This is a genomic window from Lactobacillus acetotolerans DSM 20749 = JCM 3825 (assembly GCF_001436775.1).
GTDB lineage: Bacteria > Bacillota > Bacilli > Lactobacillales > Lactobacillaceae > Lactobacillus > Lactobacillus acetotolerans.
The window spans coordinates 1-17,071 of the sequence record NZ_AYZC01000034.1 but is presented as its reverse complement, the minus strand read 5'-3'; the positions used below and the strand labels follow the sequence as shown (position 1 = coordinate 17,071).

Annotated in this window: 19 protein-coding genes, 1 tRNA gene, 1 pseudogene and 1 riboswitch; of the genes and pseudogenes, 9 read left to right on the top strand and 12 right to left on the bottom strand. The window is 34.4% G+C overall.

Annotated features, from left to right (window positions below; genetic code table 11):
• Positions 1 to 79: 79 nt before the first annotated feature.
• Entirely contained in the window at positions 80 to 1,021 is a 942-nt protein-coding gene (locus FC77_RS05870; RefSeq protein ID WP_056970597.1) for a helix-turn-helix transcriptional regulator, read from the bottom strand.
• Positions 1,022 to 1,154: 133 nt separating this feature from the next.
• A riboswitch (TPP riboswitch) is annotated at positions 1,155 to 1,244 on the top strand.
• Between the two features lie 41 nt (positions 1,245 to 1,285).
• Between FC77_RS05870 and FC77_RS05865 the strand changes: the two genes are divergently transcribed.
• From FC77_RS05865 to FC77_RS05855, 3 genes are read left to right on the top strand one after another with little or no spacing between them, the layout of a single operon-like run.
• Entirely contained in the window at positions 1,286 to 2,650 is a 1,365-nt protein-coding gene (locus FC77_RS05865; protein WP_082137212.1) for an ATP-binding cassette domain-containing protein, read from the top strand.
• Positions 2,651 to 2,660: 10 nt separating this feature from the next.
• Positions 2,661 to 3,314 (top strand): energy-coupling factor transporter transmembrane component T family protein, encoded by a 654-nt coding sequence (locus FC77_RS05860; RefSeq protein ID WP_056970596.1) that lies wholly within the window; start codon positions 2,661 to 2,663, stop codon positions 3,312 to 3,314.
• A gap of 54 nt (positions 3,315 to 3,368) precedes the next feature.
• On the top strand, positions 3,369 to 4,730 hold the full coding sequence (locus FC77_RS05855) for an SLAP domain-containing protein (protein ID WP_056970594.1): 1,362 nt from the start codon (positions 3,369 to 3,371) through the stop codon (positions 4,728 to 4,730).
• Positions 4,731 to 4,884: 154 nt separating this feature from the next.
• Here the strand turns inward: FC77_RS05855 and FC77_RS05850 are convergent, their stop codons facing one another.
• The gene (locus tag FC77_RS05850; RefSeq protein ID WP_054681631.1) at positions 4,885 to 5,244 is read right to left on the bottom strand and encodes a type II toxin-antitoxin system YafQ family toxin; all 360 of its coding nucleotides are present in this window, start codon (positions 5,242 to 5,244) and stop codon (positions 4,885 to 4,887) included.
• Entirely contained in the window at positions 5,241 to 5,531 is a 291-nt protein-coding gene (locus FC77_RS05845) for a type II toxin-antitoxin system prevent-host-death family antitoxin (RefSeq protein WP_054681629.1), read from the bottom strand. The genes FC77_RS05850 and FC77_RS05845 overlap by 4 nt, the downstream gene beginning before the upstream one ends.
• 138 nt (positions 5,532 to 5,669) lie before the next feature.
• Between FC77_RS05845 and FC77_RS05840 the strand changes: the two genes are divergently transcribed.
• Together FC77_RS05840 and FC77_RS05835 are read left to right on the top strand one after the other, a co-directional pair.
• Complete coding sequence (locus FC77_RS05840) at positions 5,670 to 5,957, top strand: ArsR/SmtB family transcription factor (RefSeq protein ID WP_056970592.1); 288 nt, start codon at positions 5,670 to 5,672, stop codon at positions 5,955 to 5,957.
• A gap of 54 nt (positions 5,958 to 6,011) precedes the next feature.
• Positions 6,012 to 6,647: a glutathione S-transferase N-terminal domain-containing protein gene (locus FC77_RS05835; RefSeq protein ID WP_056970590.1), complete on the top strand. Its 636-nt coding sequence runs from the start codon at positions 6,012 to 6,014 to the stop codon at positions 6,645 to 6,647.
• Positions 6,648 to 6,651: 4 nt separating this feature from the next.
• On the opposite strand, the gene FC77_RS05830 is transcribed toward FC77_RS05835, so the two are convergent.
• From FC77_RS05830 to yycF, 8 genes are all read right to left on the bottom strand, one after another.
• Positions 6,652 to 6,837, bottom strand: a complete 186-nt coding sequence (locus tag FC77_RS05830; protein ID WP_054681625.1) for a hypothetical protein — start codon at positions 6,835 to 6,837, stop codon at positions 6,652 to 6,654.
• Positions 6,838 to 6,883: 46 nt separating this feature from the next.
• Positions 6,884 to 7,363 carry a 23S rRNA (pseudouridine(1915)-N(3))-methyltransferase RlmH gene (gene rlmH / locus FC77_RS05825; RefSeq protein WP_056970589.1) on the bottom strand — a complete coding sequence of 160 codons (480 nt, stop codon included), beginning with the start codon at positions 7,361 to 7,363 and terminating at the stop codon, positions 6,884 to 6,886.
• A gap of 490 nt (positions 7,364 to 7,853) precedes the next feature.
• Positions 7,854 to 9,083, bottom strand: coding sequence for a S1C family serine protease (locus FC77_RS05820; protein ID WP_056970586.1), 1,230 nt, complete (start codon positions 9,081 to 9,083; stop codon positions 7,854 to 7,856).
• Positions 9,084 to 9,159: 76 nt separating this feature from the next.
• A complete protein-coding gene (locus FC77_RS05815) occupies positions 9,160 to 9,957 on the bottom strand; it encodes an MBL fold metallo-hydrolase (RefSeq protein ID WP_056970583.1) in 798 nt (265 codons plus the stop codon).
• A gap of 15 nt (positions 9,958 to 9,972) precedes the next feature.
• Entirely contained in the window at positions 9,973 to 10,803 is an 831-nt protein-coding gene (locus FC77_RS05810) for a two-component system regulatory protein YycI (protein ID WP_054681623.1), read from the bottom strand.
• Between the two features lie 2 nt (positions 10,804 to 10,805).
• Positions 10,806 to 12,152, bottom strand: a complete 1,347-nt coding sequence (locus FC77_RS05805; RefSeq protein WP_188864903.1) for a YycH family regulatory protein — start codon at positions 12,150 to 12,152, stop codon at positions 10,806 to 10,808.
• The gene (gene walK, locus FC77_RS05800) at positions 12,133 to 13,992 is read right to left on the bottom strand and encodes a cell wall metabolism sensor histidine kinase WalK (RefSeq protein WP_056970599.1); all 1,860 of its coding nucleotides are present in this window, start codon (positions 13,990 to 13,992) and stop codon (positions 12,133 to 12,135) included. Before walK ends, FC77_RS05805 begins: the two co-directional genes overlap by 20 nt.
• Positions 13,993 to 14,059: 67 nt before the next feature.
• Positions 14,060 to 14,779: a response regulator YycF gene (gene yycF / locus FC77_RS05795; RefSeq protein WP_056970578.1), complete on the bottom strand. Its 720-nt coding sequence runs from the start codon at positions 14,777 to 14,779 to the stop codon at positions 14,060 to 14,062.
• 142 nt (positions 14,780 to 14,921) lie between these two features.
• On the opposite strand from yycF, the gene FC77_RS05790 reads away from it, so the two are divergent.
• A tRNA-Lys gene (locus tag FC77_RS05790) sits at positions 14,922 to 14,994 on the top strand.
• Positions 14,995 to 15,151: 157 nt separating this feature from the next.
• On the opposite strand, the gene FC77_RS05785 is transcribed toward FC77_RS05790, so the two are convergent.
• On the bottom strand, positions 15,152 to 15,664 hold the full coding sequence (locus tag FC77_RS05785) for a type 1 glutamine amidotransferase domain-containing protein (protein WP_054681618.1): 513 nt from the start codon (positions 15,662 to 15,664) through the stop codon (positions 15,152 to 15,154).
• Positions 15,665 to 15,768: 104 nt separating this feature from the next.
• On the opposite strand from FC77_RS05785, the pseudogene FC77_RS05780 reads away from it, so the two are divergent.
• From FC77_RS05780 to FC77_RS05770, 3 genes and pseudogenes are all read left to right on the top strand, one after another.
• Positions 15,769 to 16,182, top strand: a pseudogene (locus FC77_RS05780) (winged helix-turn-helix transcriptional regulator).
• A gap of 36 nt (positions 16,183 to 16,218) precedes the next feature.
• Complete coding sequence (locus FC77_RS05775) at positions 16,219 to 16,593, top strand: nuclear transport factor 2 family protein (RefSeq protein WP_054681616.1); 375 nt, start codon at positions 16,219 to 16,221, stop codon at positions 16,591 to 16,593.
• Positions 16,594 to 16,669: 76 nt separating this feature from the next.
• Positions 16,670 to 16,891: a hypothetical protein gene (locus FC77_RS05770; protein ID WP_054681614.1), complete on the top strand. Its 222-nt coding sequence runs from the start codon at positions 16,670 to 16,672 to the stop codon at positions 16,889 to 16,891.
• Positions 16,892 to 17,071 lie beyond the last annotated feature (180 nt).

Here is a 17,071-nt window from a genome sequence, read left to right as displayed (position 1 = left end):
CAAGCCTCTATTAATCCTGTATTTTAAACTGTCTAATTTTTAGGTCTCAGTTCAATAACGAGAATTCTGCATTTTTACTTTATTTCAAATTAATATTTGCTTGTCTAAATAATTCCTCGCGCATTGTAGCCGGCGTTTGGTGATAATATTGATTAAATTTCTTATAAAAGAAGGATTTGCTTGAATAGCCTACCCGAGCAATAATTTCCTTTAAGGAAATATCTGGCTGAGCTAATAAATTCCTTGCTTCTTGCATACGCCGTTCATCAACATGATCAACAAAACTCTTACCCGTTTTTTGTTTAACCATATTAGAAAAGTAATTTGGGTTAAAGCCAAAATATTTTGCTGCTTGTGTTAACGTGATATTGGCAAAGTGCGTATCAATATAATTATCAAGCGCTGAGCCCTCAAACTTAGTCTTATTAAGACCAGCAGATGTTACCATTCTCCTGGCTCTAATAGAAAGGATCAACAGAACAGTTAACTCTGCAATAATCAAACCACCTACAAAAATTTCATCATTCAGATAGCCATTAACAACATTTTGCATTACCTGTGCAGGCCTTGTCACCTGATTGTTCTTTAACCACAGCATATGTTCATTTTCTAAAACGTTAACTATCTTTTTAATTACTTTATATTCTTGTGGATCTTTGCACGCAAATTTCTTAAAGAAAACATGGTATTTAAATCCCGGTTTAAACTTTAATTTAGTCAGAACCGCATCATTTGTCTGATTCTGAATTTCATATTCACAATTTTCAATAAGTAAAAGAACATTCCCTGCCTTTAAAAGAAGTGTCTTTTCATTACTTTTGACAGTAACAGCTCCACGAACTACGTAAAGAATCGTCGAAACATCTTTTCCGTAACGATGAATACCAGTATTATGATTTTCAAGGTAGATCGTAAACAGGTCAAAGTTTTTATTACCAGATTTTAATTTAAGTTCATTGGTATCATCTGTATTTGAATTTAAAATACTAGCTAAATATTGATCTAAAGCAACTGCTGCCATATATCCACCTTCTCATGTTAACTATACTCGACAAGTTATACTTCTATTATATAACCAAAAATAAATTTTCAGTAGCAATAACTCAGTCTAATTGCTATTAATAGACAAAGAAATCGGATTCATGTACAATCAAGTTAATACATAGGGGTGCCATAAGGCTGAGAAATACCCATTGAACCTGATTTTGGACAATGCCAACGAAGGAAAAATGATAGAATTTCAATGTCGCCGTACTATGGGCGGCATTTTTATTTGGTTAAAAAAATGACAGAGATTATTAGTAAGAATTTAAATTTTTCATACGATAACAAAACTAAAATACTAGACAATTTAAATTTAACAATTCCTAGCGGAAAATTTTCACTATTAATTGGACCAACTGGTTGTGGTAAATCTACTTTTTTAAAATTACTCGCTGGTTTATATCCTAAGTATGCTGGTAAAGCAAGTGGAAAAATTGATTTGGGTAATTTAAAAAAAGCTATGATGTTTCAAAATGCTGGTGAACAATTCACAATGGAGACCCCACGCCAAGAAATTATCTTTGCTCTAGAAAATTTACAAGTAAATAAAAATGAATACGAAAAAAGGTTACACAAAGCCGTTGCTTTTACCAAGATTGATAAATTACTCGATCAAAAGATCGTAACTTTATCAGGAGGGGAACAACAAAAGGTGGCTTTAGCTGTACTAGTTGCCATGAACGTTGACATTTTCCTATTAGACGAACCTTTTGCTAGTTGTGATCCGGAAGCTCGTAAATTTTTAATAAAAAAATTAGCCAATCTACGTGATCAAGGCAAAACAATCATTTTAAGTGATCACGTTTTAAGTGATTATGAAGAAGTATGTGATGACTTATTTAAATTTACTGGTAAAAAGATCGTTCAATTAACAGAAAATGAAAAGAACAATTTACTTCAAGCAAATAATAAAAAAGCAAATTATACCTTCTCTATTCCCAATGAAAATAACGCTAGTGTTTTTACTTTACAAAATACTGAAATTAAGCAAAATCGGCTTTTATTAAAGCAAAGCAAATTAAAAATCTACAAAGGTAAAACCACTTTAATCACAGGACCAAACGGAGTTGGAAAAACATCCCTATTTAAAGCATTAACTAAAATGATCCCATATTCCGGTAGCTTAACTTATAAAAATAAGGAAATCGGTAAACTAAAAGCTAGAAAATATTTGCTTCAAGTGGCGCAAATATTCCAAAATGCAACTGATCAATTTTTAAATATTACGGTAAAAGATGAAATTAATTTAAGCAAAAAGAACCGTAAAAACAAATTTTTTAGCGATGATAAGATCAATGAAGCTTTAGCATATTTAGATTTAGCTAATCATTTAGACCAAGTTGTTTATTCCCTCTCAGGAGGGCAAAAAAAGAAATTACAAATTCTACTAATGCTTATTTCTGACCAGGAAGTACTACTAATTGATGAGCCATTAAGCGGCCTAGATCACAATTCAACTAAAAAGGTGACCCACTTAATGCGGGAAAGCCAGAAACAACGAAAGCAGACCTTTTTAATTATCAGTCATGAATTAGAAGGTTTGGCAGAATGGTGCGATTACCGACTCGTATTTAATCATCAGAAACTAGAATACGTAAACAAATAAGGTGAACATAATGAATCCCAGTTTTGAATCTTTTTTAGTCCTTATTATTTCCTTGGAAATATCAATTAAGCCAAGTCTAGTAACGAATCTTCTAATAATAATATTTGCTCTTATATATTTAATAATCAGAAAAATCAAAATAAAGAGCCTTCTTACGTTGATCTTTGTCCCATTTATTGCAGCATTTACAATCTTTGCCACCCTATTTTGGTTCTCTCCTAAGCCAGACCTTTACTACGCGTTGAATTTATCAACGCGTGTCTACGTTTATACGTTAACTATTTCCTGTGTCACAATCGACACAGATGAAACTAAACTTGCTCGTTCACTGGAACAGAACATTCATTTACCCAGTAAATTTGCTTATGGCGTCTTAGCTGCGTTAAATATTGTTCCACGTATGCGGGAAGCAGTGCAACAAATCAGGACAGCAGGAATGATGCGTGGCGTCTACCTCAGCTTCTGGTCACCAGTCCTCTACTTCAAAGCAATTTTAGTTGCACTAAACTCGGCTGAAAATCTGGCACAAGGAATGGAATCACATGGTTACGTTGAAGGTAAAGAACGATCTGTTATCATCCCCATTCCGGTGAAAAAAAGCGATTGGATCATTTCTGCTGTAATACTAATAATAGTTAACATTTCTTTATTCATGTTTAAATAATAGAAGCCTGTTATAATTAAAATAAATCAGATTTAACAAGCGAGGTAATAAAATATGCGTTTCAAAAAAGCAATTTTAGTATCTACTTTGTTGACTTTAGGAATTCTTCTATTAAGTAGCGATCCCTTAAGTTCGGTCAAAGCAAATACTGTTAACCCGAATGAAAATCAAGGAAACACTTTTACCCTGCAAATTGCATCATATGTTTATCGCAAGGAAGGAAAACAAGTTCACCTCGATAATTTAAACGATGCTAATGGGCAAGAAATTAAAATAAAACAAGTGGGATCATCATCCCTAATTCCCAAAGGGACAAGTTTTAAATATTACGGCAAACCGAAAGCTATAAAAACTTACATTAGTACTTCATCCCAAACAAGTACTGGTGACCGTAAAATGTATTACTCTATCGGTAATGGCTATTACATTAACGCAAAGAATGTGGGTATAACCAATGGACCTGCTAACATTACGATTGACCGTAACTCTTACGTTTATAACTCTAAGGGCAAACGCAAAAAAGCAAAGACTATCAGAAGAAATACATCTTTGACAGTTCCAGGTAAATTTCAAGAAACTAGCACCCCTAAGAAGTATTATTCAGAATATCTTTCATCATCCGGCATTAAATTTGTCAGATGGCAAAGGCGGCACCGTTTCTGGTTAAACTACAACACAATTCATGGCAAGCAATATTACAATATTGGAAAAGGCCAGTTTATCAGGGCTGATAATGTTCGCTACCTTGACGGCAAACCAGTATACACTAACGCTAAAGAAACCACTGTGGTTCTAAAACACCGCCAAGAAATCGTTAACATGAAGTCTAATCGTGAAAGCGGCCGGTATTATAAAAAAGGCAAAAAACTTCGTGTAGATAAATATATTTCAACATTTTATGGTTATCCTAATGACTTTTGGTTTAAAACCGGAACTGAAGATTCTATCTTTTATCATGTCAAAGGAACAAAAGATAATTGGGTTTCGGGAAGAGTCTCAGAAGTCGATGTTAGACGTTATATTGAACCAATTAACGTCAATAACAGTAAATTCACCTTCATACAATTTAAGCCTGGTATCACCAAAGGTATAATTTATGACGAACACGGTGAGCAGAAATTTGATAATACATTCTTTGACGCAAAAAGAACTGATTATAATGAATTCGGCTACACAGCACTTAAAGCTGCTGAACTTAAGTATATTTACGCCCCAAGCAGCAAAAAAGTTGAGTTATTCTATCTTATCAAGCCAAAAGATCAATTTGACTTTGGATTATTAGATAAGGATGGAAAAGCAGTTCCAAGGGATCCTAACATGGATAACTTTTATCTTAAAGCCGACGACCTAAACTATCTTTGTGGTATCAAATTAAAACCTATTAACACAGTGGCTGAAGCTGAAAAAGATAAATAAATTTTTTAATATTCAAGCGTTACCCTAATTTTTAAAGAGTAGCGCTTTTTTTATCTTTTATATATTAAAATTGTTTTTACCGCATTTTCTTACTTATATTTAAACAAAAAAACTTGAATCGGAATCTCAGTCCAACCCAAGGTAAAAGTTTAAGTTAATCGTCATGATTAATCTTTTTATTATATCTACTAAAAGGTCCATGAAATAGTTTATCATGTGAACCTGCATGTACACCAATTAAAACTAATTGAGAGTATCTAATTTTATAAATAACGATAACGTCATTACTTTCACTAGCAGTAAAATCTTTAGGTGTATCTCGAATATGAAATTCACGATAACCCTCATATAAACCATTTAATGAATGGTCTTTAAATTCACTAGGTAACTTTTCACCACACTTTAAAATACTAATAGCATCATTTATTTTGAAAACAATAGATCTATCTATTTTAGACAAATATTTTATATCACGTATAAATGATTTCCTTGGCTTAAATAAATAATGGCTCATTTTTCAAATTGTTTCCAAAAATTATCATAATCTTGTCCATCTAGAACCGGATCCTTGTCAGGAATAATACCATATTCTTTTAATTTATCTTCAGCGACTGCATGCTCTAACGAATCTTGATCAGTTTTAACATATCTTTCTAACCAATCAAGTTTATTTTGATCAATTATCACCGCACTACGTTGTTTAGTTCTTGCAATATAAATATTTTCTCCATCATCATTTACCAAGTCTAAGTAATGTTTAATATGATTTCGAAAATCACTTTGTGTTACTGCTAAAGCCATATCATCAGCTCCTCATACTCTATATAGTATAAATATACTTTGTACAGTATAGAGTACTTTATTACGTACATTTAATCAACCTATTTACTTATTTTCATTAAAATTGCAATCTTAATAAATATGAAGTACACTACTTCTATGAATATCGAAATAGCAAAAGAAGAACGTTTAGCACAAATATTTAGTGCTCTTGGTGAACCAAACCGAATTAAAATCATTAAAATTTTACGCGACAGCAAACGTGAGTTGACTTGTAGTGAGATCAGCAATTTATTACAAATAGCTCCTTCCACCGTGTCGTATCATTTCAAGGCTTTACGCAAAGCAGGACTCACTAAGACTAGGCAAGAAGCACAAACTAAATACTTGTCGTTAAACAAAAAAACATTTAAAAAATATTTACCTGGTTTTTTAGATTCATTATGAATCTTTTCTCTTTAGGTATTATTTCGATAATTATAGAAATAGCAAAGGACAAATATGAAATTATTTTATGCTTCTGGTGCCAGCTCATTAGCTCCACATATTTTACTTGAAGAAAGCGGATTACAATACTCAGTCGAAAAAGTTAATTTAGATAAAAAAACATGGAACGGCGGAAACTATAACCTAATAAATCCCAAGTCCTATGTACCTGCTCTTCAAACAGATAACGGAAAAGTTCTGACTGAGTGTGCAGTTATTTTAGAATACATTGCCATTAAAGCAGGTAATAATAAATTTATTGCAAAATATGACAGCTCAGAATATTGGCAGCAAAGAATTTGGTTAAATTATATTGCTAGCGAATTACATAAAAATTTCATCTCACCCTTCAGAAAAGGAAATTGGTTACCAAATACAAAAGAATCAAAAAAACTCGTTTATAAACGAGTTTTCCCAAGATTAAAATTTGTTGATCAAAAATTAAATAAACAAAATTATCTAGTAAATAATACTTTTTCAGCACCAGATATTTATTTATTTGTAATGACCAATTGGTTACACCGTCTAAACTTTGGATTTACTAATTTAGACAATTTAAAAAGGTTCGATACTAAAATGAGAAAACGTCCTGCAGTTCAAACAATTTTGAGGCAAGAAGGATTACCTCATTCTTTGCAAGATGAATCATAAAGATTTATTTTTCAAATTGCTTCCAAAAATCATCATATTTCTGTCCATCTAAAACTGGATCATTATCAGAAATAACACCGTATTCTTTCAACTTATCTTCAGCCACTGCATATTCTATAGAATCTGGATCAGCTTTTGCATAGTGCTTTAACCAATCCCACTTATTTTTATCAAATGACTTCAAAGTCATGTTATCAGCTCCTTGTCCTCAACGGGAATTATTTTAAACCTTTCATCTATTTATGATATGGACTTCCGCTATTAATCATAAAGGCACGATAAATTTGTTCCATTAATACTACCCGCATCAATTGGTGCGGCATAGTAAGTTTACCAAAACTAATTAAATCATTCGCACGTTTATTCACAGCTGAGCTTGTTCCCAAACTGCCACCAATAACAAAGGTAATATCAGAATGCCCATACGTAGCTAAATCCTGTATTTCTTTAGCAAACTCCTCACTGCTTCTCTCTTTACCCTTAATAGCAGTGACATAAACATATTCTTTATCTTTAATCTTGCTTAAAATACGCTGACCTTCAGTTTCTTTAACCTGTTCATCTTCAGCTTCACTAAATTTCTCCGGTGCTTTCTCATCAGCTACCTGCACAATTTTAACCTTAGCAAATCTGCTAAGTCTTTTTTTATATTCAGCAATTGCATCTTTAAAATATTTTTCTTTTAATTTTCCCACACATACGATTTTAATATTCATGTTTATTATTTTATCCCCTAATTCCCATAGTTTCCACTCACCTTTTCCACAAATGTGTAAAGTGTAAAACAATATTTAGTAGTCCGAATACATTATCCCCATATAGCTTGTAGGTGAATAACTTTTTTACTTTTTCTAAATTTTTTTACACACATCTACCCTTGGGGAAAGCTATTTTCACAAACTTATTGCCTTCAAACCCTATAGATTAGACTGAACAACTGTTTGAGCTAATATTAATTCACTAATATTTACACACAATTCACAGGTTATCCACAACTTGGTAAAAACATTTTCAGCCAGTTTATACACAATCCACAAAGTTATCCACAGTTATCAACAAGTATTAACCGCTCTTTCAAAACTTGACAAGTTATATTTACGAACATAATCATGTTACTCAGATTTAAAGTTAAGAAAAAAGGCTATGCTCACGGATAAACCCCGCTACATAGCCTTTTTATTATATTATAAAGGAATATTCTTAGTCCTAATTACTTTGAAGTTTAACCTTCATATTCTCTGTTTTACCACTTCTATTAACAGTTATAGTGACGGTATCACCGACTTTGTGATTATACAAAATGCTGTGTAACGAAGCGACATCAGATACTTTCTTGTTGTCAACTTTGGTAATAACATCCCCAGATTTTAGGCCAGCCTGAGAAGCAGAGCCATTCTTAGTTACAGAAGCAATGTAAATACCATCCTTAGATGTTGATTTAATATTCAAATGTTTCCTATAACTTTGTGGAATACCTTGAAGTGCAATCACCTTTACACCAAGTTGTGGACGGGTAATTTTACCCTTCTTTACTAGTTGGTTAACAATCGTTACTACTTCGTTAGAAGGAATGGCAAATCCCATCCCTTCTACTGAGGTACCATCACCGGATTGAGCCAACTTCATTGAATTAATCCCAATTACCTGCCCAGCCGAATTAACTAACGCACCTCCAGAGTTACCTGGATTAATTGCCGCATCGGTTTGAATTACCGTTTGTTGGTTAGCGGATGAAGTTGTGATGTTTCTGCTTGGTGCCGAAACAATCCCTTGCGTTACCGTTGACGCATATTCACTGCCTAAAGGTGAACCTACAGCAATAACTGTTTGTCCAGCTTGTAAGCTCTTAGAATCACCAAATTGAGCCGTTTGTGTTACGTACTTAGAATCAATTGCAAGTACAGCTAAGTCGGTAGTACTGTCTGTACCCACAGTCTTAGCATTAACCGTTTTACCATTAGACAGCATAACTTGAATCTTATCACTGCCCGAAACCACGTGGTTATTAGTTACAATATAGCCCTTATTGTTTGATTTCATATAAATGACACCAGAACCTTCGCTATAAGTTTGTAACTTGCCTTTTTTGGCGTTGTTATTATCATCCCCACCAAAACCAAAGAGTCCGGCTAAGGGATCACCATCATTAGATGATTGCCGTTTCATATTAATTACTGATACAACTGCACCCTTAACATCGTTATAAGCAGGAGTCATTGCACCACTATTTTTAGCGCTCTTCTTAGAAGTCTTAGCGCTATTTGAGCTAATACTAGTTTGGGCATTGCCACTATTAACATTCGCATTGTTAATTTGATCAATCGCAGCGTAAGAAACACCACCACCAATTAATCCCGCAACTACACCAATAATGGCAGTTTTTATAAAAATATTATTCTTTTTCTTTTTATTATTGGAATTTTGATTTTCTACCATACCTTATTAATCTCCTTTGTACCCTATAATATACCGATAAAATTTGAAAAAACTATGAATAAAGTTACTAAAATTACTAAATTTTAATCAAATCTGTGGGTTTATTAGGTTCGGTATTGATAATTTTAACATCTTCATCTAAATTAGCATCCCCATCCACCAACATTTGTTTAGCAGTTTTATGAGCTAAAGATTCGGTATTATTGTGCTGACTGCGATGAGCCAAAAAAATGTGTTTAGTCTTAGGCGTAACCACATCGAGCAATGCATGCCCAGCTTCATCATTAGATAGGTGGCCTTCATCTGATAAAATTCGTTGTTTAAGGGGCCAAGAATAAGGGCCATTACGTAACATCATATTGTCATAATTAAATTCCATCATATAAGCATCAGCAGCCTTAATTGTCCCTTCGACTTTTTCTGAGACATAACCCGTATCGGTTAAAAAGGCTATCCTTTTACCATCACTAGAAAAAACATAGTATTGCGGTTCAGCGGCATCATGGCTCGTAGCAAATGCAGTTACATCAAGATCCCCATATGTTTTTGTTTGACCGGGTTCAATAATATTTATCTGCTCAGCAGGAATTTTTCCAATTTTATTGGTATTACATAAATACTGCCAGGTACCACTATTAGCAAAAGCATCAATTTGCGGGTAACGACGCATGAGTACACCTAAACCGCCACTATGATCCGTATGATCATGACTCAAGAAGGCCATATCTACATCGCTGATATCAACACCCACTTGAGCCAGCAGCTGCTTAATCTTTTTACCAGATAAACCGGCGTCCATTAAAATTTTGTGCTGACCAGTTTCAATCAAACTAGTATTACCAGTCGATCCGCTGGCTAAAACAGAAACCCGCAATGAGACTTTTCCTTTCTAATTGTTTTCAACGTTATATGAACTATTAGATTGCAATATTTGCGCTGTAAAAGCGTTAACTCGCTTTAAAGTTATATTCTTCGTCGTCTTATTTTCTACCCAAATTAACCAAGTTGGAAGCAATATTGTACTGCCACGTACCTCAGTTAACTTTGAATAACCTAACTTAACCCGGACGACCCGCGAATTATTAGCAATCTCACGGTCGGTGTACATCGATCTCACGGCATGCCACGCACTAATAATTAATTGTGGCTCACGTACAGAATTAATTGGTCCCATATAAGAAATTGTATAATCAACAACTTGGTTGTCACGAACCGTAATCGTTAATTGTGCATTATTATCATATATTTGCCCATAACTAGAATTTTGCACGTAATTGTAATTATTTTCTTCTGACATACTTGGCTCATACTTAAAGTCTTTACCATATGGTACGCTCCTAGGATCGTTCTTAAAATCATTTAATTGCTGCAAAATTTCTTTGCGTTTAGTACTAAGCAAAACCGCATTTTTAGGGGTACCAGTTATAGAATTATCACTCTTAGAATAATGGGCGCTTACTCGTGTTAATCCACTTACTTTATTAGAAAGGTAATCTCTATTCTTCGCAGCTAAGTAATAACCTGACTGCTGCTTGTTAGAGATACTAGCAGGCAAATCAATGCCATCGTCCTTCATTTCTATCCGAATATTAGTTATATTATCCGTACCCGTATCCGCATTACTCAACTTTACTGGTGAACGTAAAATTTCAATTCCAAGGTAAATATCTATTAAAATAAAAACAATAAAGAATAACCATTCAATCCTTTTATGATCCAATTTTAGTTCACCCCTTCATTTTGTTGACCGAAGTTTGAAGAAGTACTGAAATCCTGCTTTTCCCATTCAGCAAGGTTCTTCCACTGATCATAAGCCTTTATATAGTAGGTCGGTATCAAGTTAACCAAACCCTCATGACTATTATCTTTTTCTACCTTAAAACCAACTGTGATCCGCTGAATTTCGGACTGCTTTAAACCCTTCTTTTCCAAAGATTTAACTACATCATCAGTTGATTGTAAAGTTTTAGTCTGACCATCAAACGGAATAGGTATCTGCAAATTAAGACTGTTGAAAGCTAAAACAACGGAATCAGTCGAGAAAGTCGTATCAGCCTGTAAATCTTGCTTATTCAAGAAAACGGGAATTCCCTCAATATAGTTGGAATAACTCACAGTATTTCGATCCGCATCAAAGAAGCGTAAATTTTGTTCATTTAAACCAAGTCTATGAACATAGTAAACACTATCAAGCAAACGACTAGTAGCAGTGGGTGACTTTACTTTTTCATAATGGGTATAAAGGAAGTTATGATTATTGTTGTTACCGGACTTAGGTACCTGCAATTTAGTGTAGTAATTCAACGAATAAGTTGTCCGGCCGTCTTTACTTGTTCGCGTCGCAACATTGGACGTACCAAGAAGCCGAGAAACAAAGTAAGAATCAGACTGAGCGTCAGTTAAGTAACTGTATACACGCCAACGAACTGGCTTAGGATAAAACACCGTATAATCATTCTTTAAACGAACAAATTTAATTGGTATTTTAACCTTCACATTCTTAGCATAGTGACGTAAAAGACTGAAGTTAGCTTTTTCCAGTTTAACCCGGTAGATTGAACTGTTTTTATCATTTGCTACATATAGCCATTTATCGCTTGAAGAAATAAAAATACGGCGAAATTCGCGGTTACCTTTTTTCATACTTATTTTAGTAAAAAGGTGAAAAGTAACCTCATCAGGATAAGCTAACTGAATAAAATTAGGATCATTGAGCAATTTTTCATATTGCTTTTGGTTACTGCTTACCTTTTTAATACTCTTAAATTTAATGTTCTTTAATTCTTTAGTAAAAGCTAATGATAAATTATTCTTAGAATCATAAAGACGGCACAATTTACCTTTATTAAAGCCATAGGAATTAGTTGGAATATACAAATCATAAACCGACTTAGTACGATGAGTATGAGCCTGTTCTTGAGTTGCATTATTGGGCTGATCTATATAATTAAAATGCTGGTCATCAGTCATAATAAATATCCATAAGACAATTGAGAGCACGAAAGCAATAATTGTACCAGTTAACAGAAAGAAATCGCCAAGTTTAAATTTAAACTTCATCCCAATCATCTCCTTCACTCATTGGTTCATATGGTAATGAAATATAGAAGGTAGAGCCTTTGCCCTCACTACTATCAGCCCAAATTTTACCATGATGAGCTTCTACAATTTCCTTAGAAATTGCCAAGCCCAAACCTGTACCACCTTGGGCACGAGATCTAGCCTTATCAACTCTAAAGAAGCGATCAAAGATTTTATTAAGGTCTTTACGAGGAATACCCAATCCCTGATCAGCAATACTTAAAATTACCTGGTTTTGTTTTTGGACTAAGCGAACGGTAATCACACCACCATCTGGTGAATATTTGATAGCATTATTCATAATATTATCAATCACTTGAACCATCTTATCGGTATTAATTTCAACCCAAAGTGCTTGTGTACCTAGTTCTCGTTTAATGGTATATTTCTTCTTTTTACCCTCTTTTTCATCACGCTTCACGATCATATCAAAGCGATCCAAAATATGGGCAACAAAGTCATTCAAATTAACCATTTCCAGGTCAACTTTAGAAACACCACGATCCATCCGTGACAAGCTGAGTAATTCATTAATCATGCGGATCATACGCTCTGTTTCTTCCTGAGTAACCTCTAAGAACTTAGGCGCAACCTTAGGATCTTTCCACGCACCATCATTCAAAGTTTCAATATAGGCACGTAAACTCGTTAACGGGGTACGTAATTCATGCGAAACGTCAGACACGAACTGCTTTTGCGAATTTTCATTCTTTTGTTGTTCAGTAATATCGTGCAAAACACAAACACTACCAGAAACAAAGCCAGTAACCCTTTTAATTAAGGAAAAGCTGGCGTGCAGTATCATTTCATCACGCGTACCCTTATTAGCAGTAATAACGATTCCTTTTGGGTTAGAAATCAGATCCTGCGATGGTTCATTTAACCCCAAAACACCAGCGATTGGTTTATTAATAACGTCTTTCTTATTGGTATTCAAAAAGTTAAGAGCCATTTGGTTAACAACATTAACATTACCGTGACGATCCGTAGCAAGCACACCGTCACTCATATGCGATAGAACACTATCCAGACGCCGTTGCTCACTTTCTGATTCCTCTTGCGAGCGTTCAATCCGCACAGACAAAGTATTAAATACCTGTCCTAATTGTCCCAGCTCATCATTAGAATAAATCTTTACCTGACTAGAATAATCACCATCGGCAATGTGCAGGGCCTGTCGCTGCATTTCTTCAATTGGTTTGGTAATCGCATGCGATATTAACAACGCCAAAATTGCTCCTAAAATAGCCGCAACTAATGACGTCACAAGGAATGTTAATGAAATATTACGTAGATCATTAAATACCCCGCGCATCGAAGCCCGGACATAAATTGCCCCTACAGTATTGGCTGACCCAGAACCAGAATTCAACGGGGTTACCTGGATCATATAGTCACCCTGGTCATTAATTACTTGGGTTACCTGCCGACCCGTTGAAGTCACCTGTTTAACCGGGGTTATATTGTATCTTTGGCCGATATGGCCTTTGTCATTCAAATTAGATACAGCCCTAATAATATCTTTATTGTCAACGACGATAATTTCACTAATTGCACTAGTACCGCTACTATAATCACCTATAATTCGGTTCAAATTATGATCGGTATTTTTATTATTACGAGTTAATTCATTGCTCAACTGGTTAGTAACAATATTAGGAACTTGGATTGTGGTTTCAAAATTTTGAATACTGCTTTGTTCAAGTTGGCGTGTGAAATATGCCCCAATTACTTCAATCGTAGCAAATAGCATCAACATAAAGACAACAGCTAAGGTTGTATTAATAGAACTAAATGTATGTTTTAATTTACTTTTTATTTTTTTCATTATCATTTTATAAATAAAAATATAAAAAGAAAGCCACATAGCTTAAATAGTTTTGTGGCTTTCTATATTATTCTTCGGTTGGTTGCTTTACGTAATAGCCGACACCACGACGAGTTACCAAAATTTGCGGTTGAATTGGATTATCTTCAATTTTTTCTCGCAAACGGTGAACAGTTACATCCACGGTCCGGACATCCCCAAAGTAATCATAACCCCAAACAGTTTGTAATAAATGTTCTCTTGTCATGACTTGACCCATATGTTGAGCTAAATAATAGAGGAGTTCAAATTCACGGTGGGTCAATTCAATCTTCTTACCGTTCTTTTCAACGATATAGGCGTCAGGCTTAATTACCAAGTTACCAATAGTAATATCCTTATTAGTATCTTCTTGATTTTCAGCTTCTACACTTTTCTTAACAATATCACGACGACGCAAATTAGCCTTAACTCGAGCCACCAGCTCACGGTTTGAAAACGGCTTAGTTACGTAATCATCAGCGCCCATTTCTAGGCCTAAAACTTTATCAATTTCAGTATCTTTAGCAGTTACCATGATGATAGGCATATCATGAGTTTGACGTACCTCACGTGCAACTTCGAGGCCATCCTTTTTAGGTAGCATCAAATCCAAAATCATAAGATCTGGATCGTATTCGTCAACCTTTTTAACGGCCTCTTCACCATCATAGGCAGTGTCGACGTCGAAGCCTTCCTTCGTCAAATTAAATTTAATGATATCAGAAATGGGCTTCTCATCATCGACGACGAGAATCTTCTTTGGCATCGAAAGTGCCTCCTTTGCTCCCTATATTATACTGGTTTTTGTAACATTAGCCAAAAAAATAGGGTATTTTTATAGAAAAAACTTGCTTTTTCCTTCAGATAATTGCATAATAGTGTCTGTTGATTAAGTTGTCAACAAATATGGGTGGCTAGCTCAGTTGGCAGAGCAACGGACTCTTAATCCGTGGGTCCAGGGTTCGAACCCCTGGCCACCCATCAAGATACTAACTCAGCAATCATAATTTGATTGCTGTTTTTTTATTGCGTAAAATATTAAGTTTATCTATAGATTTTTTTACCAAAAAGTCCTGTTAATAGGATACTGTAGAAATACCTATTAACAGGACTTAAAGTAGAGTTATATTTTTTTACTTTATTTTAAAGCTGACACAATCTCACGATTAAAATCACTAAGATCATCTGGTGTCCGACTTGTAACCAACTTATGTTTTTTATCAACCACAACTGATTTATCAAATACTTGTGCGCCAGCGTAATATAAATCTGGACGAACAGTGGTATACGCAGTTAACTTCAAAGCAGAAGTTAAACCTGTTTGAATAAATAATTGTGGGCCATGGCAGATAGCAAAAACATGCTTGTTAGTTAACAAGAAATCTCTGACAAAATCTACAAAACGTTTGTCAGCACGTAATTGATCAGGTGAAAAACCACCAGGAATTAACAAAGCATCGAAATCAGCAGCAGAAACATCGTCAATACCTTTGTCAGCTACTAATTTAAGACCGTGCTTCCCTGCAATCTTGTTACCCGCTTTATTCTCAATAACCATGATATCATGGCCAGCAGCCTTTAACGCTTTAACAGGTGAAGTAAATTCAACATCTTCTACATCATTTGTTACTATAACAGCAACTTTACTCATAATAATTTCCCCTTTCATCTTTATGATAGTATATATATTAAACCAAGTTTATTTTTGATACAATAACGCACTTTAAGGTGCCTTAACCTAAAGGAGATTTTATTATGACCGATGTCGTTCGCAAAGATGTCAAACAACGCCTTGAAAATGGTGATTATAGCTGTGCTAAAGAATTGACCCTTTCAATGTTTAGTGGAAAATGGAAAATCGTCATTCTATTTCATTTAGGAACCGATGGCCCCTATCGCTTTAACCAATTAATGCGTCTATTACCCAAAACTTCCCATAAAGTTTTAACCAACCAGCTTCGTGAAATGGAAGAGGATCAGCTGATCTCCCGGACAGTTAAATCGGACTCATAAATTCGTGTCTTTTATAAAATTACTGACCTTGGTCGTACACTCATGCCAATCATTAATCAAATGTACAAGTGGGGCACCAATAGAATTAAGCAGCTTCAGATATCTCCTAAATTTAATATCAATGAAGGCGGAAAAAAAGACAGTCAAACCGACTAAATTTATCTGCAGGTTTTTCACACAAGGACTTATCTAATGAGTGTTACTAAATCGATTAAAGTAATAAAACAATACTTTAAAATGTGGTTAACAAAAGATAGTAGAAATCTAGAAGATATTTTTACCTCTAATATTCATTATATTGAATGTTATGGAGCTGAATACTCAGGTCTTCATGAAATTAAACAATGGATGAGCCATAAATTTAAAACCCAAACTGTTTCTCAATGGGATATTAAGAATATTTACCATGATAAAAATATTTTCACGGTTGAATGGACATTTAGCTGTACTGAGAATAATAAAAATTTCAGTTTTGATGGTGTTTCTTTAATTACTTTTACGGAGGATAAAATCGCAGAAATAAAAGAATTTGAAAGTAAGAAAGAACATTACCGACCATATAAATAGAATATTTTTATACAAGTAAAAATATTAACAATTATTGATCTTATTTTGGTAAAATAAAGAAAAGGAGGTTCCTAATATGGACGAAGCTGTATTTTTCAACCCAGGGGATGCAATTGCATCATCCCACGATTTCAAAGAAGCACGACGTAGCGCAGAAATTATCAAGACAAGCAAACCTACTGGTGACAAATTGATAATTGCTAAAAATGATAAAAGCGGCAAATATGCGATTTACTTTGCTAATAAAGCACGTGATGACCATAACGGTACGTCATATCATATCAAAGATAAACTTTAATTTTTCAGTCGTCTCGCAACAGGCGACTTTTTATTTTAAGAATTTTTGCTAAAATTCTTGTCAAAGCAGTAATTAATTGATATCATATTTAGTTGTCAGCTGTGAAGCAGTTGATTTTAAAAAATGGGTGGCTAGCTCAGTTGGCAGAGCAACGGACTCTTAATCCGTGGGTCCAGGGTT